This is a genomic window from Candidatus Zixiibacteriota bacterium, from assembly GCA_040752815.1.
Taxonomy (GTDB): domain Bacteria; phylum Zixibacteria; class MSB-5A5; order GN15; family FEB-12; genus JAGGTI01.
Map to the genome: position 1 here is coordinate 1 of JBFMGC010000043.1, position 24,409 is coordinate 24,409.

24 protein-coding genes are annotated in these 24,409 nt (G+C 58.9%); 13 read left to right on the forward strand and 11 right to left on the reverse strand.

Annotated features, from left to right (window positions below; translation table 11 throughout):
• Positions 1 to 361: 361 nt before the first annotated feature.
• Positions 362 to 946, reverse strand: coding sequence for a diheme cytochrome c-553 (locus AB1772_10200; GenBank protein ID MEW5796715.1), 585 nt, complete (start codon positions 944 to 946; stop codon positions 362 to 364).
• Positions 947 to 1,318: 372 nt separating this feature from the next.
• On the opposite strand from AB1772_10200, the gene gcvT reads away from it, so the two are divergent.
• From gcvT to nth, 13 genes are all read left to right on the forward strand, one after another.
• Positions 1,319 to 2,428: a glycine cleavage system aminomethyltransferase GcvT gene (gcvT, locus tag AB1772_10205; protein ID MEW5796716.1), complete on the forward strand. Its 1,110-nt coding sequence runs from the start codon at positions 1,319 to 1,321 to the stop codon at positions 2,426 to 2,428.
• A gap of 9 nt (positions 2,429 to 2,437) precedes the next feature.
• Entirely contained in the window at positions 2,438 to 3,166 is a 729-nt protein-coding gene (locus tag AB1772_10210) for a 2-phosphosulfolactate phosphatase (protein ID MEW5796717.1), read from the forward strand.
• Positions 3,167 to 3,249: 83 nt separating this feature from the next.
• A complete protein-coding gene (locus AB1772_10215; protein ID MEW5796718.1) occupies positions 3,250 to 5,157 on the forward strand; it encodes a hypothetical protein in 1,908 nt (635 codons plus the stop codon).
• Positions 5,158 to 5,160: 3 nt separating this feature from the next.
• Positions 5,161 to 7,224 (forward strand): BatA domain-containing protein, encoded by a 2,064-nt coding sequence (locus AB1772_10220; GenBank protein MEW5796719.1) that lies wholly within the window; start codon positions 5,161 to 5,163, stop codon positions 7,222 to 7,224.
• A gap of 3 nt (positions 7,225 to 7,227) precedes the next feature.
• Positions 7,228 to 9,111, forward strand: a complete 1,884-nt coding sequence (locus tag AB1772_10225) for an ABC-F family ATP-binding cassette domain-containing protein (GenBank protein ID MEW5796720.1) — start codon at positions 7,228 to 7,230, stop codon at positions 9,109 to 9,111.
• A complete protein-coding gene (locus tag AB1772_10230; GenBank protein MEW5796721.1) occupies positions 9,104 to 9,724 on the forward strand; it encodes an NAD(P)H-dependent oxidoreductase in 621 nt (206 codons plus the stop codon). The genes AB1772_10225 and AB1772_10230 overlap by 8 nt, the downstream gene beginning before the upstream one ends.
• Entirely contained in the window at positions 9,711 to 10,373 is a 663-nt protein-coding gene (locus tag AB1772_10235; GenBank protein MEW5796722.1) for a class I SAM-dependent methyltransferase, read from the forward strand. The genes AB1772_10230 and AB1772_10235 overlap by 14 nt, the downstream gene beginning before the upstream one ends.
• A gap of 172 nt (positions 10,374 to 10,545) precedes the next feature.
• The gene (gene rpmE, locus AB1772_10240; GenBank protein MEW5796723.1) at positions 10,546 to 10,758 is read left to right on the forward strand and encodes a 50S ribosomal protein L31; all 213 of its coding nucleotides are present in this window, start codon (positions 10,546 to 10,548) and stop codon (positions 10,756 to 10,758) included.
• 185 nt (positions 10,759 to 10,943) lie between these two features.
• Positions 10,944 to 11,924: a DUF1385 domain-containing protein gene (locus tag AB1772_10245; protein ID MEW5796724.1), complete on the forward strand. Its 981-nt coding sequence runs from the start codon at positions 10,944 to 10,946 to the stop codon at positions 11,922 to 11,924.
• 204 nt (positions 11,925 to 12,128) lie between these two features.
• Complete coding sequence (prfA, locus tag AB1772_10250) at positions 12,129 to 13,217, forward strand: peptide chain release factor 1 (GenBank protein MEW5796725.1); 1,089 nt, start codon at positions 12,129 to 12,131, stop codon at positions 13,215 to 13,217.
• The gene (locus tag AB1772_10255; protein MEW5796726.1) at positions 13,214 to 14,182 is read left to right on the forward strand and encodes a hypothetical protein; all 969 of its coding nucleotides are present in this window, start codon (positions 13,214 to 13,216) and stop codon (positions 14,180 to 14,182) included. The genes prfA and AB1772_10255 overlap by 4 nt, the downstream gene beginning before the upstream one ends.
• Positions 14,183 to 14,198: 16 nt before the next feature.
• The gene (prmC, locus tag AB1772_10260; GenBank protein ID MEW5796727.1) at positions 14,199 to 15,068 is read left to right on the forward strand and encodes a peptide chain release factor N(5)-glutamine methyltransferase; all 870 of its coding nucleotides are present in this window, start codon (positions 14,199 to 14,201) and stop codon (positions 15,066 to 15,068) included.
• A gap of 2 nt (positions 15,069 to 15,070) precedes the next feature.
• Entirely contained in the window at positions 15,071 to 15,721 is a 651-nt protein-coding gene (gene nth / locus AB1772_10265; GenBank protein ID MEW5796728.1) for an endonuclease III, read from the forward strand.
• 140 nt (positions 15,722 to 15,861) lie between these two features.
• Here nth and AB1772_10270 read toward each other — a convergent pair whose 3' ends face one another.
• From AB1772_10270 to AB1772_10315, 10 genes are all read right to left on the reverse strand, one after another.
• Positions 15,862 to 17,283 (reverse strand): ATP-binding cassette domain-containing protein, encoded by a 1,422-nt coding sequence (locus AB1772_10270; protein MEW5796729.1) that lies wholly within the window; start codon positions 17,281 to 17,283, stop codon positions 15,862 to 15,864.
• Positions 17,284 to 17,340: 57 nt separating this feature from the next.
• Positions 17,341 to 18,804 (reverse strand): aminomethyl-transferring glycine dehydrogenase subunit GcvPB, encoded by a 1,464-nt coding sequence (gene gcvPB, locus AB1772_10275; protein ID MEW5796730.1) that lies wholly within the window; start codon positions 18,802 to 18,804, stop codon positions 17,341 to 17,343.
• Positions 18,805 to 18,825: 21 nt separating this feature from the next.
• Positions 18,826 to 19,485, reverse strand: a complete 660-nt coding sequence (locus AB1772_10280; GenBank protein MEW5796731.1) for a tetratricopeptide repeat protein — start codon at positions 19,483 to 19,485, stop codon at positions 18,826 to 18,828.
• 27 nt (positions 19,486 to 19,512) lie between these two features.
• A complete protein-coding gene (locus AB1772_10285) occupies positions 19,513 to 19,704 on the reverse strand; it encodes a hypothetical protein (GenBank protein MEW5796732.1) in 192 nt (63 codons plus the stop codon).
• Positions 19,705 to 19,735: 31 nt separating this feature from the next.
• Entirely contained in the window at positions 19,736 to 20,122 is a 387-nt protein-coding gene (locus tag AB1772_10290; protein MEW5796733.1) for a hypothetical protein, read from the reverse strand.
• Entirely contained in the window at positions 20,123 to 20,446 is a 324-nt protein-coding gene (locus tag AB1772_10295; GenBank protein ID MEW5796734.1) for a hypothetical protein, read from the reverse strand.
• A 19-nt stretch (positions 20,447 to 20,465) separates the two neighbouring features.
• Positions 20,466 to 21,821, reverse strand: coding sequence for an aminomethyl-transferring glycine dehydrogenase subunit GcvPA (gcvPA, locus tag AB1772_10300; protein MEW5796735.1), 1,356 nt, complete (start codon positions 21,819 to 21,821; stop codon positions 20,466 to 20,468).
• Positions 21,822 to 21,861: 40 nt separating this feature from the next.
• On the reverse strand, positions 21,862 to 22,242 hold the full coding sequence (gene gcvH, locus AB1772_10305) for a glycine cleavage system protein GcvH (protein MEW5796736.1): 381 nt from the start codon (positions 22,240 to 22,242) through the stop codon (positions 21,862 to 21,864).
• A 16-nt stretch (positions 22,243 to 22,258) separates the two neighbouring features.
• Positions 22,259 to 23,719, reverse strand: a complete 1,461-nt coding sequence (gene accC / locus AB1772_10310) for an acetyl-CoA carboxylase biotin carboxylase subunit (protein ID MEW5796737.1) — start codon at positions 23,717 to 23,719, stop codon at positions 22,259 to 22,261.
• Between the two features lie 243 nt (positions 23,720 to 23,962).
• Entirely contained in the window at positions 23,963 to 24,355 is a 393-nt protein-coding gene (locus AB1772_10315) for a spore germination protein GerW family protein (protein ID MEW5796738.1), read from the reverse strand.
• Between the last annotated feature and the right edge of the window lie 54 nt (positions 24,356 to 24,409).

The following is a 24,409-nucleotide window of genomic DNA, read 5'->3' on the forward strand; positions in this document are numbered from 1 at the left end:
TTCCGGCCCCAGGGCAGGTCGATCTCGCCGCTACCTCGAAGTCGCCGACTGCCGCCCGCGACCTCAATCTATCTCTTGCACTCTTACTTGATGCCATATATCTACCCAAAAGACAAGATACAAGGGCGGGTTTGCTTCATACCCGCCAACCCCAGGAGGACCTACGCGCCGCGGGTAGGCCACCGGCCACCACGCACCGGGCGGCGTCAGGTCACCGGCCGACCCGGTCCGTTGCGCGGCCCGGTTCGGGCTAAAGGCCTAACGCAAAGACTTAGGCCGTGCGCAGCATGGATAACGTGGTGGACGAGGACTCCCGATCAGGTCGGGGGCAGGCGTCACCGCGCACACTGTGTGTAACCGCTTACTTCCCCGCGGTCGACGGCAGCGGCTCGGGGACCTGGTTGACGATCGGCTTGGTAGACTTGAAATAGGCCAGCATCGCCTTCAGGTCATCGTCGGTTGCATGACGGTAATTAAACCAGGGCATCGGCGGCAGAATATCACGCCCGTAACCGCGATGCTTGCCGGTGCGCATCGACTGGATGAACTGCTCATCGGTCCAGTTGCCGAGGCCGGTCTTCTTGTCGGAGGTTAGATTGGCGGCGTACGACGTTCCCCACGGTCCCACCCAGGCTGACATATGGCTGTTGCAGGCCGCCATCCAGGTAGCAGGGTTGAGCTCGCCGCTGTACGGCGGTGGGACTTCATTCGCAGGTTGGCCGCAAAAGAGGCGAGTGGTATCCTCTACCGGACCCATCGCGGTCATAACTTTTGGTGAGTGGCAATCCCCACACCCCATCATGTGTACAAAGTATTTGCCGCGAGCGACCATGTCGCCTCCCATAGCCGATGCGGCGCCGGGTTGCTCGCTGCCAATGAGCGGATAAACGGCCAGCAGGATCGCTCCTGCTGCGATTCCCAGACCAAATACCAGTCTGCTTCGCATTACACGACTCCTATCATAGTTTGGACTCGGGCGCCGTCGCGGGCCAGCGGCGCCCGGTAGCTCTCTTACTCTGCCCGCCGGGGTTGATCCTTCGGCCGGAATTAGCCGATCTGTCGACGGATCATTATGTGTGGGACCAAGGCATGATTGGTCTATGTTCCCGATGCCCGGGGGGATTAGATAGCCAGTGCTACCTGAACGTTAGTGGTCCTTGCAAATGGGAGTAGTTATAGAGTGCTGGGCGGATGTAGCTGTCGCAAAGGGTCGCGCGACAACACGAGGCAGGAGGGTCCTTTATTGGTATTGACTTGGCGCTACGCCCTTGTTTATTGGTCGGACTGATCGTAAGCAAAGCGTAACCTAGCACGAAGTATGAGCCAAGGCAGCCAGTCCCCGATTAAAACCCCCTTCTATCAGTATCATGCCGATGCCGGTGCCAAGATCGTAGATTTCGCCGGTTTTCTTATGCCAGTGCAGTACAAGGGGATACAGGCGGAGCACTTGGCGGTACGAAGCAATGTTGGCCTGTTTGATCTATCACACATGGGGGAGTTCGAGGTTTCCGGCGCTGACGCGCTCGCGTTTCTCCAAAAAACCACCACCAACAATGTCGCCAAGCTCCAGATCGGCCAGATTCAGTATAACTGCATGCCGTACGAGAACGGCGGCATTGTCGATGACCTCCTGGTCTACCGCACTGGCGAGCAAAGCTACTTCCTCGTGGTAAACGCTTCGAATATCACCAAAGATTTCGATTGGCTGCGTTCGCACGTGAACGGCAAGGTCGATCTGGTCAATCGCTCGAGCGAATACGGGCTTCTGGCGATCCAGGGCCCCAACGCCCAAAAGGTGATGAGTCAGCTGACTGATTACAACCTTGAGTTGATCCCCTACTATCACCTGGCCAGCGCCCCGGTTGGCGGAGTGAACCTGATGTTTTCCCGCACCGGGTATACTGGCGAGGACGGGTTCGAGATCTACATCCCCCCGCAGCACTGTGACCGGCTCTGGGAGGCGGTTGTGTCCGCCGGCCGGAAGCAGGGGCTTGAACTTATCGGTCTGGGAGCGCGCGATACGCTTCGGCTCGAAATGAAGATGGCGCTCTACGGCAACGACATCGACCAAACTACGACACCGATCGAGGCCGGGCTGGGCTGGATTGTCGATCTGGAAAAGGACTTTATCGGCAAAGGCGTGATCGCCCGCCAGAAGGAAGAAAAGCCCACGCGTCGTCTGGTCTGTCTGGAAATGGACGGGCGCAACGTGCCTCGCCACGGCTTTGACATTTTCGATGGCACCGGCAAGATCGGCCACGTCACCTCCGGCACGTTCTCGCCGTCGCTCCAAAAACCTGTAGCACTCGGCTACGTCACCGCGGACAAATCCAAAATCGGCACCGTGGTAGAAATCGCGATCCGTGACAAACGCTTTCCGGCGGTGGTGGTCAAACCACCCTTCTACAAGAGTGCGTCGCACCGATAACTCCCGCTTATGAACATCCAGCTTCTCCTGACACCGTATCCGCTTGACCGGGCTGATCTCGATGGAAAAACGGTTGTGGTTGTGGACGTTCTTCGGTCCTCTACCACCATATGCGCTTCCCTATTGGCGGGCGCGAGGGGAGTGATTCCCGTAGCGGAGCCGGGCGAGGCGGGAGAGCTGCGGGCCAAGCTTGGTCCCGATTCCTCGGTGCTCGCGGGAGAGCGGCAGGGTGTCAAAATAGAGAATTTTCAGTTCGGCAACTCGCCCACAGAATTCACTCCGGAAACGGTGGCCGGTAAAAACGTCATCTTGTGCACCACTAACGGTACGCGTGTGTTCGGCTTGACCACCGGCGCCGGCCAGGTATTCTCAGGGGCCTTGACCAATGTTTCGAGTGTGGCCGACGCCCTGCTGGCGGAGATGAAGGACACGGTGATAGTCTGTTCCGGGCGCGAAGGCGGTTTTTCGATTGAAGACACGCTCTGCGGCGGACTACTGATCGACCAGCTCACAAGCCGGCTTCGCAGCGTGACACTCAACGATGCCGGCTCGATGGCGCGGCTGCTATATCGCGAGCGGAAGAACTCGCTTCACGAAGCCATCGCCCAGGGTGAGCACGGCCGTTTCCTGGCGTCCATCGGCCTTGACGGAGACGTGGCATTGTGCAGCCAGGTGGATGCGATGCCGATTCTGCCGGTGCTTAAGGATGGGCGGCTGGTCAGGGCGGAGAGCCTCTGATCGGTCGGGCTCAGACCTTGGTTCCGGGCCTGATTGCTTTCGGTGTCCTGTACACTTACCCTAAAGTCGGGGTATAAGCTGATATGTTGCGCGTCATTTCATCCTCTGTTATTGTTTTGCTGGTCACTCACGGTGCGGTTTGGGCAGCCAATCCCAACGGGATTCGCTGTGCTCTCAGCGTCCACCAGAATGACACTCTCGGTTCCGGCGAGGTGCTGATTTGGGCCGATACCGCTGACTTTCTGATGGGCAAGAACGTCACCGGGTTTGCGGTCGGCCTGTCTATGGAGATTAACGTCTCTAAGGTCGATTCGGCGTCCGCTAACATAACCGTCCACACCTACACGTTCGCTCCGCAGCCCAAGCACGGCGCCCGGAATTTCCTGGTGGAGTACGGGCTTCCCGGGCGGATCGAAAACCTGGTAGGCAAGAACGGGATTCGCTATCGCCTGACCCTGACGCCGCTTGAGCCCATAACGATCGATACGGCGTGGTGCCCGTACTCGCATCACAGGTCGGATGACTTTTCGGTCGATCCCTCCGCGCACATGAATATCTACTACGTTCCACAGACCCTGGGCGACTTTCACTGGAACGCCGTCAAAGGGATGCTCGAGGAGGAGTACGACAACTTCAGCCGCATGGTGAATTTCAGCATGCCGGGGAAATTCCTGCTCTACCTTTGCCCGTGCAAGCTGAGCACGGTAATCTGGGATGACCGGTACGCCATGATGATCGACCCCGTACGAAGCACCATGCACGCGGTTTACGCCAAGGACTACAACACGGTGTATCCGTTCCTGATCAGCCAGGCGGCGGTCTATCATAACTACGGCTATGCTCCGGCGTTTTTGGCCGACGGTTTCGCGAATTACCTCTCGTTCGCGATTTACGACGCCAAAAAGCTGAAGAAACAGGGGAAGCTGATTCCGCTCGATTCGTTGCTTGATACCTACGCCTATTACCAGTGCGATCCGCTCGTATCCGACCGCATCTCCGCTACGTTCGTACGTTATCTTATCGATCAGTACCAGATCGGAGTATTTATCGATCTGTATCGCAAGTCCGACGATCTCGGGCTGCGTGGGCAGATCGAATCGACGTACGGCAAATCGATTTCCACTTTGGAGTCGGAGTGGCTGCGCTATCTCGACACGGTACGGACTACTTTCGATCAGGCTGCGTACCACGCCGGTCTGGCCGAAACGCGCCTTGACTATGTGACCGCTCACGAGTATGCGGGCGAAATGCTGCGCCTTGCGGGCGGTCGTCGAGATTCGCTGGCCGCCCTGAACATGCTTTCTCGCACCGCTTTTTTTGCCGGCGACTACTACGCGGCTACGAAACGCGAGAGCGAGTGGCTTGGCCTGGTTGACACACTGGCCACGGAATGGATGAAACTCGCCGGTTATCACCTAATGAACGGCGACTACGATTCCGCGTCGGTGAGTTATGACCGAGCTGCTGCGCTTGATTCGGCCAATTCGCTGATTCGGTTTAACCAGGCCTTGCATCGCCTCTGTGTTGGCGACACGCTCGGCGCCCGCAAACTTTTCGGCGATGTCATACAGAGCGGTGCGTCATCGGGTGGTATGGTCGAGAGCCAGGTGATGTTGGGCCACCTGCTCCTGCAGACCGGAGCCGCCGCCGATAAATCCGAGGCGCTTCACCATTTCAACTCGGTGGTCTCGTCGCTTTCGCGCCAGGACCGCCGCCACAACCCGTCGGCCAGCCAACTCATGTGGTTAGGTATCGCTTATGCCGGGTTGGGGGATACCGGCAACGCCGACGACTATCTTCGGACCGCCCTGTTTCTCGAAACCCGGCCGTTCTATCAGGGCATGATCCGACTCTGGCTGGGCAAAGTGGCCGAGGCCCGCGGCGAGCGCGCGGTGGCGAGGGACTATTATCAGCAGGTCATTGCCGGTTCATCGGCGTACTACCATCAGGAAGAGGCCCGGCGGCTCTTGGAGCGGCCCGCCCGCCGATAGCCCATGTTCGGATTTCTCAACAGCACGGTACTGATTGCCGCCGCCGCGGCGCTTATCCCGTTGCTGATACATCTGTTTTCCCGCCGCCGCGTGCGGGTGGTTGAGTTCTCGTCGCTCAAACACCTCAAGCAGATGGAGAAACGCCAGTTGCGGCGGCTGAAAATCAGGCAGTGGCTTCTGCTTATTGCGCGGATGCTGATAGTACTGATGGCGGTGCTGGCGTTCGCCCGGCCGACTGTGCGCGAGGGCTCGGTAGGAGCTCATGCGTCGGTCGCCGCGGTCGTGCTCTTTGACAATTCGGCGTCGATGGATCGCTCGGTCGCCGACGGCAACCTGCTGGAACTGGCTCGACAGCGAACCGCCCAGTTACTGGAGACATTCTCTCAATCCGACAAGGTAGCTCTGGTGACGCTCGATAAATCAGGCGGGGCCGGGTTTCTCGAGATGGCGTCCCCGGCGGTTGCTGTGGAAGAGTTGACGCGTGTCCGACGGGGTGCGGCCAAAGCGGATTTGCAGTCCGGGATGCAGACAGCAATTGACTTGCTGCAATCAGCAACGAGTCTAAACCGTGAATTGTACCTGGTCGGGGATCGCCAGCGAACATCGCTCCCCGAACTTGACCTCCTGCACGACCAGGCATTTCCGCTCTACCAGGTGGACATCCCGCTCGAAGATGTCGACAACCTCGGCATTGTTGCGGTCGATTTCGGCGGCCAGCTCATTCATCCGGGACACGACTTCGACCTGGTGGCGACCATTCGCAATTATAGCCCGCGCGACAGCGATGAACGGATAGCGTCACTCTATCTGGACGGCCGTCGGGTTGCCCAGACCGATTTCGAGGTGCCATCGGGGGGAGAAACCACCGTGCGCTTCACTCGTTCGGTTGCTGGAACCGGTTTCCACTCCGGTTATGTGGAATTAACTGACGATCGCTTCGCACCAGACAACCGCTACTACTTCTCGTTCCGCATCCCGGAACAATCGAGTGTGCTCATTATCGACGGCGACCCGGTCACATCACTTTTGTCCCTGGCGCTGGTGCCCGACGCTTCCGGTGCGCAGTACTGGTCGGTCAAAGTAGCCGGACCGGGTCATCTGGCCGGTGTGAACTTTCTGGACTACAGTGTGATTGTAGCGGCCGGAATGCCGAGGCTGGACGAGGCCCACCTTCGCCGGCTCCAGGCGTATGTACGCCGAGGCGGCGCGCTCTTTCTCACCTACGGCGGCAATACCGACATAGACTATTTCAACGCGGCCTGGTCGGAGATTACCGGCATCAACTACAAATCCCCGGTGCGGCACAGTTTTTCCCGGGCCGGCTTCTACACGTTCGATAGGATCGAGTTCACCCATCCGGTATTCCTGCCGTTTCATCTGGAGCAGGGCCGTCCACCGGAAATCAAATTCTTCACTTTGCCACAGCTCGAGGTTGTCAGTAGGGCAAAGACGCTGGTGAGCTTTACAGGCGAGGCGGCGGCGCTGGTCGAGTCCCAAGCCGGAGATGGGCGCGTGATGACATTCACAGGTCCGATGTCTCCTGAGTTTAGTGACCTGACAAGCCACGGGTTCTTCGTCCCCTTCGTTTCGCGAGTTATTGAGTACCTGGCATCCGATCTCACCAGTCTGGAAATCAAGCTTTTTGCGGGACAGAGCCTGACCAGGTCGCTCCCGCCGGGCGAGGCCGCCGGCCTGGGAGTCGATCTGATCCTGCCTGACAGCAGCGCGGTGCGACTGGCGCTCGAGGACAGCGAGGGGGCCAGTGAGGTGCGGATTAACCAGGCAAGCCAGGCCGGAGTCTATCGCATGGTGAACCGGGGGCGGGAGATCGATCGCTTTGCGGTCAATATCGATCCAATCGAATGCGACCTGGCATCGGTTGACCACGATCAACTGGCCCAGTCATTGGGCGCCGGGGTGTCACGTCGGCTGAACTACGGCGCGCCGCTGGCGGAGGCGCTGGCCCGTTTTCGGGTCGGCCGGGAACTCTGGCCGCTGTTTCTCTGGGCGGCGGCTATGCTGCTGGCGGCGGAGATGCTGCTTGGGCGGCGGTCTCCGGAGGAATAGCCGATGACCCTGTTTACCGCCGACAGCCTGTCCAAGCGCCACAAGGACCAGGTCATTCTCGACCGTGTTTCCTTCACTCTGCGCTCCGGCGAGCGCATCGCCCTGGTGGGGAAGAACGGTATCGGCAAGACGACGCTACTCGAGATTATCGCGGGCAAACAGTCCGTGGATTCAGGCGTGGTATGCCGGCCTCGCGATTGTATCGTCGACTATGTCGAACAGGAAAAAAACGAATATCTCGATATGACCCTGTTCGATTTTGTGGCCGACGCCCGATCGGATCTGATTCAGACTCGTCGCGAAATCGCCCGACTCGAACAATATCTTGAGGAAAACCCCGCCGACTCAGTTCAGCTGGAACGGTTCGGTACGCTCCAGCATGACTACGAACGGCTCGACGGGTTCAGCTTTGATTCGCAGGTGGGCGCCATCCTCGTTGGTCTCGGTTTTGCCGCCGATCGTCTTAGCGAGCGTCTGCGGCACTTTTCGGGAGGCGAGCGTAACCGGGCCGGGCTTGCGCGAATACTGGCCGGGCAGGGTAATCTGCTTCTGCTCGACGAGCCGACCAATCATCTCGATATCGAGTCGACCGCCTGGCTCGAGCAGTATCTCAGGGAACTGGACAAAACTATGGTGGTAGTCTCCCACGACCGCACTTTTCTGAACGCAACAACCGACCAGGTGTGGGAGCTAACCGGCGGCAAGATCGAGAAGTACTTCGGCGGAATCGAGCGCTACCTGACCGAACGGGTGACCCGACGGGAACAGTCGGCGCACTGGTATCGTCACCAGCAGGAAGAAATCAAGCGCCTTGAAGAATATATTCGCCGTAACATGGCCGGACAGAAAACCAAGCAGGCCCAGTCCAAGCTGAAATATCTCGGGAGAATAAAGCGTCTGCCGCCACCACCGCCTGAGGACACCGGCCCGTCAATTTCCGTGCACTCCTCGGGTCGGTCATATGCCCATGTGCTGTCGATGCAGGATGTCACGGTGGCGTACGGCAGCCAGCCGATCGTAGAGGACCTGGATTTGGACATCTACCGTGGTGACAAGGTCGGCCTGATCGGTCGCAACGGCTCCGGCAAGACCACACTGCTCAAAGCAGTAATCGGAGAGCTCGCACCAGTGGCGGGGAGTGTCCGTCTTGGCAATAATGTCGACGTGGCTTATTTCGATCAGGATTTGTCCGATCTGGTTGACGACGCCACCGTGCTGGACAATCTCTGGAATGTCGATCCGAGCACGGAGGTCGGCGCGATCAGGTCGTTTCTGGCGCGATTCGGCTTCACGGGGGAAGACGTGCTCAAAAGAGTAGCGGCGCTCTCCGGTGGCGAGAAGACCAAACTCTGTCTCGCCAAACTGCTTTATCACCCGGCAAACTTGATCATCATGGATGAACCGACCAATCATCTCGACATGGCGGCGCGTGAGGCGCTCGAGGCCGCCCTGCAGGACTATGACGGAAGCTGTCTTATAGTCAGTCATGACCGGTACTTCCTGGATCAGGTAGTCGATCGCATAGTGCATATTCATAACGGCCATGCGCGGGTTTACAGCGGAAACTACTCGGCCTTTGCCGAAAAGATGGCCGCCGCGGCGCCGCCGCCGAAAGTCAAGAGCCCGGATCAGAAGCGGGAGTTTGTGGAGTTCAAGGAGCGCTCCAAACAACGCTCGCGCCATCGGAAGGCGGTCGAGGCCACCCGGGCCGATATCGCTGCTGCTGAAAGCGAGCTTGAGGTCATCGAAAGTCAGTTGGCCGCCAACGATCGCGCTGCTGATTGGGAGCACCTGAGCCAACTGACCGAGCGGCAACGTCAGCTTGAAAACGAAATCCTGGAGCTGTACGCCGAACTCGACCGACTGGAGGCGGCGGAACATGATTAGAATCCTGTCTATCTCCGGCTCGCCGGTGCCGGGGTCATCAACCGAGATCCTGCTGGAGCGGATCGCGGCATCGCTGGGAAAGGCGCTCGCTGTGAAATCGCGGCATGTCTTTGTGCGGCTCTCAGATTATGATATCGCCCCCTGCCAGGCCTGCGGCGAGGCGCCCACCCCGCGATATTGCTTCATTGATGATGCCATGACTGAGCTGTACGAGAAGGTCGAAGAGTGCGACTGCCTGCTATTCGGCTCGCCGATCTACTTCGATTCCGTCTCAGCCCAGGCCAAAATCTTCATTGATCGCTGTAACTGCGTACGTCCGTATAACTTCGACCGAGGTCCCACGGGCCACCATTTTATAAGGCTGCTTCATCGCACCAGGCCCGGGGCGATTGTTTTGGTCGGCGGCGAGAAGGGGTGGTTCGAAGGCGCGAGGCGGTGCATAGCCGGGTTTTTCAAATGGATCGAAGTTACCAATGAAGCCTGTCTTAAATTTCACAGTCTCGAAGACAATAAGATTGGCGAAGCGCGAGAGCGCCCGGAAGCCTTGCGCGAGGCCGACGAGATCGGGCAGCGATTGGCCGAAATAATCGAGAGGCAGCATGGTCGGCGATAGTCTCGAAGAATACTACCGGGCGCGAGCTCCGGAATATGAACAGGTCTACTACAGGGATGACCCCGCCCGTCAGGCCGAACTGAGTGCCGAGTCCGAACGCCTGGCCCGACTCGCCGCCGGCAAGACGGTACTGGAACTAGCCTGCGGCACCGGCTGGTGGACCAAAGCAATGAGCGCTGACGCGGCGCGTATAGTGGCGACGGACATAGCCGGTGAGACGATTGCCCTGGCGCGTGAGAAGACTTACGGATGTGAGGTCGAGTTTCTTGTTGCCGATATGTTCACACACGAGTTTGAACGGGAGGCGTTCGATCTGGTGGTGCTGCGGTTCTGGTTTTCACACCACCCGCGACAGGACTTCGCAAAGCTGTTCGACATTTTGACCCGGCCCCTGAGGCGCGGGGGTCTTATCTGGATGATGGATAACAACCCGCCCGCACCCGGAACCGGCGGGCTGACCCACCAGACCGATAAACACGGCAACAACTACAAGCTGCGCACTTTGTCCAACGGGCAATCGTATCTCGTGCTCAAGAACTACTTTTCCCGGAACGAGTTAGAGGTGATTCTGGGGGAGCGGTTTGATATTCGATCTCTGATTCACCAGCCGTACTACTGGTCGGTCGTGGTCGCCCCGAAGGGAACCTGAGGGGGCGGCAAGTCGTTGCAGCGCAGGGTAGTGAAAGTTCGGGCCAGAAGCGGCTTTCGACTTGCGGAATCGGCCCGATGCCTTATATTACCAAGCTGTGGTTGGCACCCGCCGTAACTGGGTAACAATCGAGAAGCCGGCAAGAAAGTAGCTTTACATAAAGGTCTTAGACATGAAACCCGGGATTCACCCGAACTACAACGAATTGACAATCACCTGCGCCTGTGGCGCTACCTACCCCACCCGTTCGACCGCCAAATCAATCGCGGTTGAAATCTGCTCCAACTGCCATCCATTCTTCACGGGTAAGCAGAAGCTAATCGATACCGCTGGTCGTGTAGAGCGGTTCCGCCGCAAGTACAAGCTTGAAGGGAAAGAGAAGTAGTAGTCCCCACCGGCCGGCCGACTGCCGGCCTCCGTTGCGTTGGACACCTGTCGCCGCGTTTGAACTGCCGCGAGCCGAAGGGCGAAGACTTTCGATGCTCGCGGTTTTGCTTGTGAACTGCGTATATTATTGAGCAAGGAATTGGCCTTGATCGACAACCGGACGGGCTGGAAAGTGATGCTGGTATGGCGGATTTGAGTGTTGGCGGACAAGCCGTCATAGAAGGGGTAATGATGCGCTCGCGTGACCGAGTGGCGACCGCGGTGCGTACGCCCAGCGGCGAAATCCTGATTAAGACCGAGGAATATGTCCCTCTGTCGCGACGCCACCGCGTGCTGAACGTTCCGGTTCTTCGCGGTGCAGTGGCGTTCGTGGAAATGCTCGTGCTCGGTATCCGCACGCTGAACTTCTCGGCCGAGATCGCCATTCAGGAAGCGGAAAAGGAAGAGGCTGTCAAAGAAGGCCGTGAGTACAAGCCGAACAAGAACAATCGCAACGCGCTTTTGATGATCGGCACGGCGATCATGGCCATGGCGCTCGGCATAGGCATCTTCTTCTATCTGCCGCTCGCTGCGGCCCAGGGAGTGGCCGATCTGTTCGGGTACGGCCGTGAGGCGGTCGGATTCAATCTCGTGGCCGGGGCTGTCCGCCTGCTGCTGTTCTTGCTTTATGTGTGGGCCATTTCGCTTTTCGGTGAATTCCGTCGGGTCTTTCAGTATCACGGGGCCGAGCACAAGTCGATCTATACTTACGAAATGGGTCATGAGTTGACACCCCAGCTTGCGGCGGGGTTTACCCGGTTTCATCCCCGTTGCGGAACATCGTTCATTCTGATTGTCGCTCTCCTGGCCATATTGGTGTATTCGGTGTCTGATTCCATTTATGCGTTAATTGTCGGCCATGCCCCCGCGCTCGGCCCGCGTTTCGCTGTGCATTTCAGCCTCCTCCCGATAGTAGCCGGGGCCTCCTATGAGCTGCTCAAGCTCTCCGGCAAGACCCGCGACAACGCAGTAACCCGCGTGCTCATCGCCCCCGGTCTTTGGCTGCAGCGCATTACGACTAAGGAGCCGTCGCTCGATCAGCTCGAGGTGGCCATCGCTGCGTTGGAGGCATCTCTCGGGGTCACCGAGTCCAAACTAACCTGCCGCCGCACGCCTGTTTCTTAGCCAGTGCCTCCCAACTAATAACTCGTGGGCGGCGGACCTCCCGATCTGCCCCATCCAGATCCTTCTTCGATACACGGGCAGAGGAGACCCCGCGCTTCTGCGCGGGGCCGCGCATGGAAACGCCGGTCTCTTGGTCGGTCCACAATTGATCTTGCCCCCACGAGTGGGATGGCGTACGTTTGTTTACATTGAGGATGATGACTGATGCTGGAGATTGTAGATAGAATTGAAGCGCGCCTGGCCGAAGTCGATAAGCAACTGATCGACCCGGCCAATCTCGCCGACCGCAAGAAACTGATCGAGCTCAACCGTGAGCGCCGCCAGATTTCCGAAATCCTCGAGGCCGGCCGGGAGTACCGACGGGTGGTTACGGGGATAGACGAGGCCCGCGAGATCATCCGCGAGGGGGGTGACGAGGAGCTGGTGGCGATAGCGCGGGAAGAGCTTGCCCGGCACGAGGCGCGGCTGGAGACGGTCGAGAATGAGTTCAAACTTCGGCTGCTGCCGCGCGATCCGACTGACGACAAACCGGCGGTGATAGAGATTCGCGCCGGCACCGGCGGCGACGAGGCCGGGCTGTTTGTGGCCGACATCTTCCGCATGTATCAGCGCTACGCCGACCGGAAGGGATGGAAAATGGAGATCCTCAGCACCAGCGATTCCATCCCCGGCGCGTTCAAGGAAATTATCTTTTCGCTCGACGGCGACCAGGCCTATGGGCTCATGAAGTACGAGTCCGGGGTGCACCGGGTGCAGCGCGTGCCCGCCACCGAGTCGCAGGGGAGGATTCACACCTCGGCCATCACGGTGGCTGTCCTGCCCGAGGCCGAGGAGGTTGAGGTCGAAATCAGGGAGGAGGATATCCGGGTTGATGTGTATCGGTCCACCGGCCATGGCGGGCAGTCGGTCAACACGACCGATTCCGCGGTCCGAATTACCCACCTTCCTACCGGGCTGGTGGTCACCTGCCAGGACGAAAAATCGCAGATCAAGAACCGGGCCAAGGCGCTCAAGGTGCTCCGCGCCCGTCTGTATGACAAGATGCTGGCCGAGCGGAACGCCAAGATCGAGGCCGAGCGTCGTTCCATGGTGTCGACCGGGGATCGCTCCGCCAAAATTCGAACTTATAATTTCCCGCAGTCGCGGGTGACCGACCACCGGATCGGCCTGACCCTCTACCGCCTGAGTGAGATTCTCGGAGGCGATGTCGACAGTCTGATCGAGCCGCTCCGGCAGCACGACCAGGCCGAGCGTCTCAAACTGGCCGAGCCGGGCGTGCGGAGCAAGGCATGAGCCGCACGCTGCGTATCAGCCTGGCTGTTTTCATTTCCCTGGCCATGCTTATTATCGCGCGGACCAATTCGCGCGGCCAGCCGGAGCATCTGGTTCATGTCGACGGCGCCTACCGGTTCGAGATGGTCACGGTTCCGAAAATAGTCGAATCACAATCTGATACAATCCGGGTCACTGTTTCCGGCCCGCTGGATTTCAGGCGAGTGGTATTTCGCACAGGCCAGCTCAGGGGCCTGCCTCCGGATCAGATGGACAGCTATGACAGGTATCAAATGCTGTCGGTCCGCGGCAAGCCGGGTGAGTTCTTCGTTGTGGTCACTGCTCGCGAGCGCGGCGGTCGATTCCACTATTACTTCGAGGTACATACTCCGGACGGCCTGGTGGAAGGGCGGTTTCTCCAGGCCGATGGTTCACCGTTCCAGCTTAGATATATCGGTAAAGTGCCGATCGCCATTCTGATCGGTCACGTCTTCTTCATCTTTGCCACCGTATTCTGTATTTCCATGGCAACAATACATGCGATTCCGATCATTCGCGGCGGCGCTGAGATCAGGCCAATGGCCGTGTATCTGTTCTGGGCGGCGGTGTTCTGTTTTATCGGCGGGTACCCGCTCGGAATTCCGATGAACTATTATGCCTTTAACGGCTACTGGGAAGGGGTGCCGTTCGGCACCGATGCCACCGACAACAAGACCCAACTGCTTTGGATCTACCTGGCGTTTGCATCGCTGTCCACTCTCGGCAGCCTCAGCCGGGGGAAGGTCGGCCGCGACTCGTTTGCGCCACGGACTCTCGGATGGATCGGGTTGGGTACGTTTCTGGTCATGCTTTTTATCTACCTTATCCCGCACTCGATCCAATTCTCGCAGAGGTTCACCTACGCCTTCTGCTATACCTGGATAGCTCTGGTCGCGGCCCTGTATCTCGCCGGGTGGCGTCGCAGCCGCTCTGTCGCACGGGTGTGACTCCGGGTAAGTGTCTATGACCACCGTGCCGTACCTGCCGCACTTTATTGCCGAGCAGGCCAAGCTGCTGGAGGATGTCGGTATCGAATGCGCCCGGGCCGAGATCGAGTGGATTCTCTGTCACGTGCTCGAGGTCGACCGGCTCAACTTGTACCTGCACGGGCAGGAATTGCTCGACGACCGGGCCCTGCGACGAATCAGCGAGATTGTCGCCCGGCGGCGCGAGCGCTACCCGCTTCAGTTCATCCTGCAGGAAGCCTGGTTTTATGGCCGTAAGTTCTATGTCAATGAAGCCGTAATGGCGCCCACTCCGGAAACCGAAACGCTGTGCGAGGCGGCAATCAAGTTCTTGCGTCTGTCCGGAATTCGCTCTCCTCGCGTACTGGATCTCGGCACCGGGTCCGGAGTGATCGCGGTGACCATGGCCGCCGAGCTGCCGGATGCGTCCGCGGTGGCCCTGGATATTTCAGCCGACGCCCTCGCGGTGGCGCGCAGGAACGCCAGTGAACTGGGTGTGGCCGACCGAATCAAGTTCAGAAAGTCTAATCATTTTTCGGCGCTGCAGGCCGCCGAGCGGTTTGATGTTATCCTGTCCAACCCGCCTTATATTACCGAGGCGGAATATCCAACCCTGCAAAAGGAAGTGCTGCACGACCCCCGGATCGCCATGCTGGGTGGCAGGGACGGGCTTGATGTCATTCGCGTGATCGTGCGCGACAGTCCCAACTATCTGGCGCCCGGTGGACGGATTATGTTCGAGGTTGGGTATGGCCAGGCCGAAGCGGTGGCTGCCCTGACCGAGGGAGACTCCCGCTATGTATCGTTTTCGTACCTGAAGGACCTGGCGGGAGTGGACCGCGTGGTTATACTCGGATGTGCGGAGTGACCATGCCGCGTGAGTCGCTTAATGATAAGAAGACACGGGCGAAGCAGATTGTCGCGCTGCTGAAGAAACGGTATCCGGACTCGCGCTGTTCTCTTGATTTTCGAACGCCGCACCAGTTGCTGGTGGCCACTATTCTTTCTGCGCAGTGCACCGATGAACGTGTGAACAAGGTGACCCCGGAGCTGTTTGCAAAATATCCCACCGTCAAAGATTTTGCCGAGGCCGACCGGGCGGACCTCGAAAAGCTGATTTTCACAACCGGATTCTATGTCAATAAGGCAAAAGCAATCAGGCAATCGGCCCAGCAGTTGGTCACCGCATACAATGGAGAGATACCGCGTACGCTTGACGAGCTGCTGAAGCTCTCGGGAGTGGGTCGAAAGACGGCATCTGTGGTTCTGGGCGCCGGATTCGATCTGGCCGAGGGTGTGGTGGTCGATACCCATGTGGCCAGGATCAGCCGCCTGCTGGGTCTGACACGAGAGTCCGATCCGGTCAAGATCGAGTGTGACTTGATGACTGTAATTCCCCAAAAAGACTGGATTGTCTACTCACACATGCTGATCGACCACGGCCGTGCGATCTGTGTGGCGCGCCGTCCGAAGTGCCGCGAGTGCGTCCTGGCGAAACTCTGTCCGTCGGTGTCGCTGTAGCTGGTCCGGCGACCGACGGCTCGCCAGGGGTTCTTGTTGCGATTGGAGGCGGTCGATGCCCCCACCCACAAGCAGGTGGGCCACATGGCGGCAGGCTCGGAGGCCTGCCGATCGGTGTTCGGCTGGCAGGCCAGCCGGGCTTAGGCGGGCTGGGGTATCTGGTGCTCCAACTTGCCGTGCTCATCCAATAGCATCACGCGGTCGCATACGTGGTCGATAATATCCGTGTCGTGGCTAATCACCAGTTGCCCCATTCCATGCGACCTCAGGGCGTGCGACAGTGCGATAAACCGCCCGACCCCCTCGCCGTCGAGCCCGGCGGTCGGCTCGTCGAAAATCACCAGCGATGGCCCCATCGCCAGTACCGCGGCGAACGCGAGGCGACGTTTTTCGCCCGCGGACAGCGTGAACGGGTCGCGCGACGAGTAGCGCGACGGGCTCAGGCCGATCATCTCGAACAACTCGTGAATTTCGGATGTAGAGAGCTTTCGTCCCAGGTTCTTCGGGCCGAATGCAATCTCCTGCTCGCAGCTCTCCAGAAAGAACTGGCGCTCCGCCTGCTGGAGCACAAGCGCGACATTTCCCCGAATATGCGCCCGGGCCAACGCCGCGCCGCTTCCATTTAGATAGACCACACTCCCGGCGGTCGGAGAGACTAGTCCCGCGAGCAGCAGGCCGATACTGCTCTTTCCGACACCGGTCGAACCAACTAAACCGACTGTCTCGCGCTTCGCGACCGACAACGACAAGCTCTCGAACACTGGCGGACAGAAAGGCCAATTGAAGCTCACGTTTTCTGCCCGCACTTGCCGCAAATGTCCGGACTCATCGTCGCCGTGGTTTCTCAGGCGCGAGGGTAGCGAGATTTTTATCGATGCCGGGTCGGCCACTGCGATACCGGTGGACGAACATAAGGTGCCATCGGCCAGCAGTGTCGCCGGATCTCCGTCGGCAATCACTCCGCCATTATCCACCACGATTAAGCGACCATATCCCTGTGCAACCTTCGGGTTTTGAGTGATACGGATTTCAATAAGAGCGGGATCCTGCGCGTGGAGCCTTTGCAGTTCCTCTGCGAGTATCTTTCGGCCCCGGTGATCGAGAAACGAATCCGGTTCGTCGAGGAGCAATACGGCTGGTTCCTGCACCATGACCGAGGCGACAGCGACTCGCTGTTTTTCGCCTCCCGATAACTCCGAAGTCAGTCTTCGGCGGAGAGGCTCGATCCCGCATTGGCGGGTGATTCGGGTGATCGCCTGCTCCATGTCGTCTTGCGGGACAGCGCGATTTTCGAGCGCGAAGGCGATCTCTTTTTCCACGAGCGTGGTGACCATCTGGTTGTCGGGGTTTTGAAATAGAATCGCCACTTGACCGTCGACTCTGACTTTTCCCCGGTCAGGTTTGATAAGCCCGGCAATCAGTTTGACGAGAGTGGATTTGCCGGAGCCGTTGCGACCCATGATACACACCGACTCGCCGTCACGGACGCGCAGCGTCAGGTCGCGCAGGGCAGATTCGGTGCGGCGCGGATACCAGTAGCTGATGTGGTCGAGTTCGATCATAAAAAAGGCCGGCGCCCAAGTAAAGAGCGCCGGCCCCGGTTTGGCAAGTCTGTTCAGCTAACCCGAGTAATTCACATCCAGCGTGCGCGCCGCCAGCGTTTCATCGAGCCGCCGCACTGGAGTATTGTGCGGCGCAGACGTGACGATCTGCGGGTCCGTTTCCGCTTCGCGGGCGATTTGAACCATGATCTCGGCGAACTGTTCGAGCGTCTCGCAGCTCTCGGTCTCAGTCGGCTCGATCATGAGCGCCTCGGGGACAATCAGCGGGAAATAATTGGTGGGTGCGTGGACGCCAAAATCGAGCAGCCGCTTGGAGATGTCCGACGTTTTCACGCCCAGCTTCTTTTGCCTGTTGCCGGAGAGCACGAATTCGTGCATGCAGTGGCGATCGTACGGCAGGTCATAGTCCTGCTTGAGCAGTTCCTTGAGATAGTTCGCATTGAGGACCGCGTTTTCGGACACCTCGCGAAGACCGTCGCCGCCGAGCGAGCGGATATAGGCGTAGGCGCGGACCATGTTGCCGAAATTGCCGTAGAACGTGGAGAGGCGACCGATCGATTTGGGGCGATCATAATTGAAAAACAGTTTGCCGTCGCGATCTTTCTCCAGCACCGGGAACGGCAGGAACTTTTCGAGTTCTGCGGTCACCCCGACCGCACCTGCACCCGGACCACCGCCCCCGTGCGGCGTGGAAAAGGTCTTGTGCAGGTTGAAGTGCATGATGTCAAACCCGACATCACCCGGCCGGAAGATCCCCATATTGGCATTGAGATTGGCCCCGTCCATGTACATCAGCCCGCCGGCGTCGTGCACCATGCGGGCGATTTGCTCGACATTGCTCTCGAACAGCCCCAGCGTGTTGGGATTGGTCATCATCATTCCGGCGACATCGTCGTCGAGCACCGCCGCCACCGCGTCGGGCGAGATTATGCCGCGCTCGTTCGACTTGACCTCGACCGTGGTGTACCCTATGGACGTCACCGACGCCGGATTGGTGCCGTGCGCAGAGTCCGGGATAATGATCTTGCGACGGTTCCGACCGCGATCGAGATGATAGGCGCGGATGATCAACAGGCCGCAGAACTCCCCGTGGGCTCCGGCCACCGGTTGGAGCGAAACGGCGTGGAAGCCCGACACTTCCTTGAGGAAGCCCATCAGGTCCCACATCAACTGCAGGCTGCCTGCCGAACGGCTGCAGGGTGTGAGCGGGTGATGTGACTGGAAACCACGCAGCGATGCGGCGGCGTCGTTGAGCTTCGGGTTGTATTTCATCGTGCACGAGCCGAGCGGGTAAAACCCCTTGTCGATATGGTGATTCCTGGTCGACAGGCGCACATAGTGCCTCACCACTTCCGGCTCGGCCACTTCAGGGAGCGCCGCTTCCTGAGTCCGCCGGAAACGCTCCGGAATGCCTTTTAGAATCTCCGCGTCACTCTGCCGGGTGGCGGGAAGGTTGTATCCCTTACGCCCGGCCGACGATTTCTCGTAGATCAGAATCTTCTCTTCCACGCGATCATCCATCCAACGAAATCCCGAACGACGCTATTGTGCCGCGACAGGTTTCGGGTTCTTGAGCTTCTCTATCTGTTCCCGGGCATAGGTAGTGTCCGAGGAATTCGGATAACGCTCGAGGAAGTTCCCGAACGTGCTAATAGCCTGCGCCGTGTCGCCTTTCTGACGATAGACTATTGCCTGGTAGATTACCGCGTCCTGCCCATGATAGGTAGCAGTGAACTCCTGCTCGATCTTCCTGTAGGCATCGAGCGCGTCGTCATACCTCTTGTCCCGGCGCAGGAAATCAGCGAAGGCCAGACGAGCCTCGCCGGAGAGCGAGTCGGCCGGGTCGCCGCTTTCGATCACGCGAGCAAACCAGGTCTGGGCCTCGGCTCCATCGCCGCGATATTTGTATTTGTCAGCGATCTGCAGATAGAGCGGTCGATCCACGCCGCCCTCAGCTTTGGCGATAAGATCAGCGAGAGTCCCGATGCCGTTGGAATAATCATCGAAAGTCTGGATATACTCTGTTGCGGGGGCATACCCCACCAGTCGATCGACCTCCTCACCGCTCTTTCTGAGCAGGACCGACGTGGGATAGGCGATCGCGTGGTACTTTGTCGCCGTGGTGGTGTCAACCTCGGCGTTCACCTTGACCAGGATCATGCGGTTGGTGAAGAAATCGATGGTGCTGTCATTAACGAACACGACCGTGTCCAGTCTCTTGCACCACGTTCACCAATCGGTATAGAAATCGAGGACGACGAACTGATCGGCACGGGCTGCCTCGAGGGCATCGTCCAGATTCGTGTAATACGGCGCTGTTCCGGCCGACGTGACCAGCGACGATGGCTGCATCTGCTCGCTGGAACAGGCGGCGATAACCGCTGCCAGCAGCAGCACGGCGAGTATTAGCTTGATGTGCATGTGGGCTCCTTCGAAAAAGGTGTGTGTCAATCTACGGCTTCGGTGCATCGAGAGCCTCGAAGTCATCGCCAAGCACGGCGGAAAGCAACAATTCAACTTCCTGTCGGAACTCGCGCGGCACCATCAGGTAATGGCCGCCATCGGTCGAATTTCCTCCTCCGGCCACCCAACCGACACCGTTGGCCAGCGGTTGAAACGCTGAAGACATAACAATCGAGGGTATATTGTTGGTTTCCAGCAGGCCCCGGACTACCTGCGAGGTCAGGTCGCTGCCGATCTGGCAGATGCGAATCCAACTGTCGTCCGGCGAGACAGCCGCCGCGCCGCCGGGGAGCTGATCGACCAGGCTGATCTTGCACTCAGGGCAGACCAATATCGACCGACCGTACTCAAACGCGCATTCCGGACAGTACGGCACCTAAGACCTCGTCTCGTTTTTTCGCCATCGATCGCCCAGCGCCATATCGAGAACGCCGCTTGCTTCCTCGACAAAGTCTTCGGGTACTGAGACCTCAAACAACTGCGCTCCTGCCTTATAAAACCCCGGTAAAGTCAATCCGGCCTGCCCAAGAAAGCCGGATTTGGAGATAACCACGGCCGGGATTTCATACGATCCCAGAATCTCTTTCGCGTAGTCGGCAGAAATCTTATCCTCGATAAAGCCGAGCAAAAGCCATTTGACATCCTGGGGTTCTTCCACAGCCTTGCCTATCTCCCGGGCGCAGACCGGACATTCCGTCATTCCATTCTCCCACTCGGTTTTACACACCGGACAATACGCCACGGGCTGATAACTCCCTCAGTCCACCCACCAGCATTGCTATTTCCGATTCGGTTCGCTTCTCCGTCAACGCCACGAGCAGACAGTCCGTCAACTTCGGATACCAGCGACCGGCATCGACACCCGGCAGTATGCCCTTATCGACCAGTCGAAGCACGATTTCAGACGCCGGGCGCGGCGTGCGGATTGCGAATTCGCGCACGAACGGACCGGGGAAGTACGGCTCGAATCCGTCGAGAGCGCAGATCTGCTTGGCGGTCGCCTGGGCCTTCTCCATGGACAGCAGGGCCACCTGCCGCAGGCCGGTACGGCCCATGAGGCTGAAGTAGATCGATGCCATCGTTGCGCACAACGCCTGGTTGGTGCAGATATTCGAGGTTGCCTTCTGGCGGCGGATATGCTGCTCGCGCGTTTGAAGAGTCAAAACGAATCCGGTGCGGCTTTCGATATCTTTCGTGCGGGCGGCGATTCGGCCGGGCAGGCTGCGCACCAGCTCTTTTTTTGCAGCGAAGAAGCCGAGCAGAGGGCCGCCGAACGACATCGGGATTCCCAAAGGTTGGCCCTCGCCGACCGCCAGATCGGCACTGATATCACCCGGCGTTTTCAGCAGCGCCTGGACTATCGGATCTACCACCATGATGAACTTGCCGCCCGCCTGATGGATAATCTCGCCGATCCGCTCGACCTCCTCCAGTTGTCCGAAGAAATTGGGCTGGGCGACAATCACACAGGCGGCCCGGTTGTCAACTAAGTCGGACAGCTTCTTGAGATCGGTAATGCCCTGGCTCATCGGCGCGGTGACCACTTCGATGTCGCGAGGAGTCACGTATGCCGCCAGGACATCGCGCACAAAGGGGCTAACTGTTTCGCAGACGATGACACGGTTCCGCCCGGTGACCGATATTGCCAAAAGGGCGGCCTCGGCAGCAGCGGTGGCGCCGTCGTACATCGACGCGTTCGCAACCTCCATTCCGGTCAGGCGACAGATATGGGTCTGAAACTCGTAGATGACCTGCAGGGTCCCCTGGGCGACCTCGGCCTGGTACGGTGTGTAAGCGGTCATGAACTCAGGACGAAAGGCGAGCGTGGCCAGAGCCGACGGAATAAAATGATCGTACACGCCGCCGCCGGCGAAACAGACCGTTCCCTGGCGATTCTGCCGAGAAAGCTGTTCCAATTCGGCCAGCACCTCCATTTCTGAAAGAGCGGGGATGTTCAGCGGTCGGTTCAGCCGCAGGTTGGCCGGGATATCCTGAAAGATCTCCTCGAGAGAACCAACGCCGATCTTCTCCAGCATCTTCTTGCGATCAGCGTCGGTGTTGGACAAATATGCCATGTCTTACCTGTAATGCGTCTTCATGAGGGGACAATGCGTCTTAGTGACCAATCAGATTGGAGTAGCCGTCGGAATCGAGCAATTGCTCCAGTTCGGTGTGATCGTCGATGTCCACCCGGATCATCCAGCCGTCGCCGTAGCAGTCCCGATTGACCGTCATGGGATCATCGCCCAGCGCGGCATTGACCTCAACAATCTTACCCGTAACGGGAGAAAACAACTCCGACACCGCCTTGACCGCTTCGATCGTGCCGAAGGCTTCACCCCGCTTGACAACAGCGCCGATCTTCGGCAGTTCCACGAAAACAACGTCGCCCAATTCTCCCTGGGCGTAATCCGTGATCCCGACCGTGGCGATTCGGCCCTCCACGCCGACCCATTCGTGCTCGCTGGTGTACTTCAAATCTGCTGGAACATTCACTGCTACTACCTCCGGATTATTGAGATGCTGAATCGGCGGCGGGCGGTTCAATCGCGACCGCGGTCAGCGCTTCCGACGTGTCGCCTTCACCCGGTCGCTTCACCGTTACCGACTTTTTTTTTGCGTCGTCGCCCGGCCCGCGGAATTTGGTTTCCAGGAACGATGTGTCGTAGTTACCGGCGATGAAATCGGGATGGTCAAAAATCTCGCGGTGGAACGGGATCGTGGTCGGGACACCCTGGACGATAAACTGATCGAGCGACACCCGCATCTTAGCCAGCGCCTGCTCGCGGGTACGGGCGCGCACAATCAACTTGGCCATCATCGAATCGTAATACGGCGGTATGGTGTAGCCGGCGTAGACCGCCTTGTCGACCCGCACCCCCGGACCACCCGGCACGTGGATGGCGTCGATCTTGCCCGGCGTGGGCCGGAAGTCCTTCTCGACATCTTCGGCGTTGATGCGGCATTCGATCGCTACCCATTTGTGGCGGAGATCGGCCTGCCGGTAGGTCAGTCGCTCGCCGAGTGCCACTTTGATCTGATGCTGCACCAGGTCGACCTCGAAGGCTTCCTCCGTGATCGGGTGCTCGACTTGGATGCGGGTGTTCATTTCCATGAAGTAGAAACGATGGTTGTTGTCGACCAGAAATTCGATAGTCCCCGCGCCGCGATATTCTACCCGGCGTGCGCCGGCCACCGCGGCTTCGCCCATGCGAGCCCTAAGTTCCTCGGTCATCAGCGGCGACGGTGTTTCTTCGATTAATTTCTGATGGCGGCGCTGGATCGAGCAGTCGCGTTCCCCGAAGTGGTAGTAGTTGCCGTGGGTGTCGCCCAGGAGCTGAATTTCCACGTGGTGCGGATTGACAATGACTTTTTCGAGATAGAGATCCGGATTGGAGAAAGCATTGGCGGCTTCGGTCGACGCAATATGAAATCCGCGTTCCAGTTCGGCGGCATCGCGGCAAATCCGCATCCCCTTGCCGCCCCCTCCGGCTACGGCCTTCAGTATAACCGGATAGCCTACTTGCTCAGCGACTTCGCGGGCGATCTCGAACGAGGCCACCACACCGTCGGAGCCGGGGATCACCGGCACGCCGGCTTCCTTCATGAGCGCCTTCGCCGACGCTTTATCCCCCATGAGGCGGATTTGTTTGGGAGTGGGGCCGATGAACACGATTCCGCAGGATTCGCAGACCTCGGCGAAATCGGCGTTTTCGGCCAGGAAGCCGTAGCCCGGATGGATCGCGCCGGCGTTGGTGACTTCGGCGGCAGAAATAATCCGCTTGAAGTCCAGATATGACTGCCCGGGCGGCGGCGGACCGATACAGACATCTTCATCGGCAAACCTGACGTGGAGAGCGTCGCGATCGGCCTCGGAATAAACCGCCACGGTCTTAAGGCCGAGCTCGTGGCAGGCACGGATAACTCTGAGGGCGATTTCGCCGCGATTGGCTATGAGGACTTTATCGAACAATCACACACCTTGGCTTCCATGGGCCGGGATGTTTGTCAACCCGACACGTTGTCGGGACCGTAAGGGTCCCGACCTACAGGACTCTTCTTGTAGCCCGGGATGGTCGCCATCCCGACATAGCCCCTTGGGCCGAAAACCGCCCATCTGGGCGTTTGTTTCCGCCATTTCAGGCCGTAAGGATACAGCAATCGCCCGGTAATGACAAGCGGCAAGTTCTGCCGGATGGCGGCGCTGACGAGGCGGCTACGAGGTTGCTTCCTCGGCGGCTGTCCCCTTGTCGGGCTTGTGCTTGCCTTTGAGCTCCATAATCTTCGACGCTACCCCCGGAATCGCCTCGATCAGGCTCTCCCAGTTGCCCTTTTTGGCCGGAAGCAGACTGATACCGTCTTTGTCCATAATAATGAACGCCGCCGGTTCAATCGAGACCCCGCCACCGCCACCGCCGCCAAAACCGGAGCCTTTCTTGTCGGCTTCGCCCTGGCCGCCGCCGGCTCCGAAACCGACTGTCATCCTCACCACGGGCACTACCGTCTTGTCGCCGACCGTAATCGGCGCGGCCACTATCGACTGCGAACGGGCCATCTCTTTGAGTTCTCCCACCACGCTTTGGAGAATCTCAACTACGTTGTTGGGCATCACGATCTCCTTTCTTTGCATTATAAGTCAGTCTGATAATCTCTCGCAGCGGCA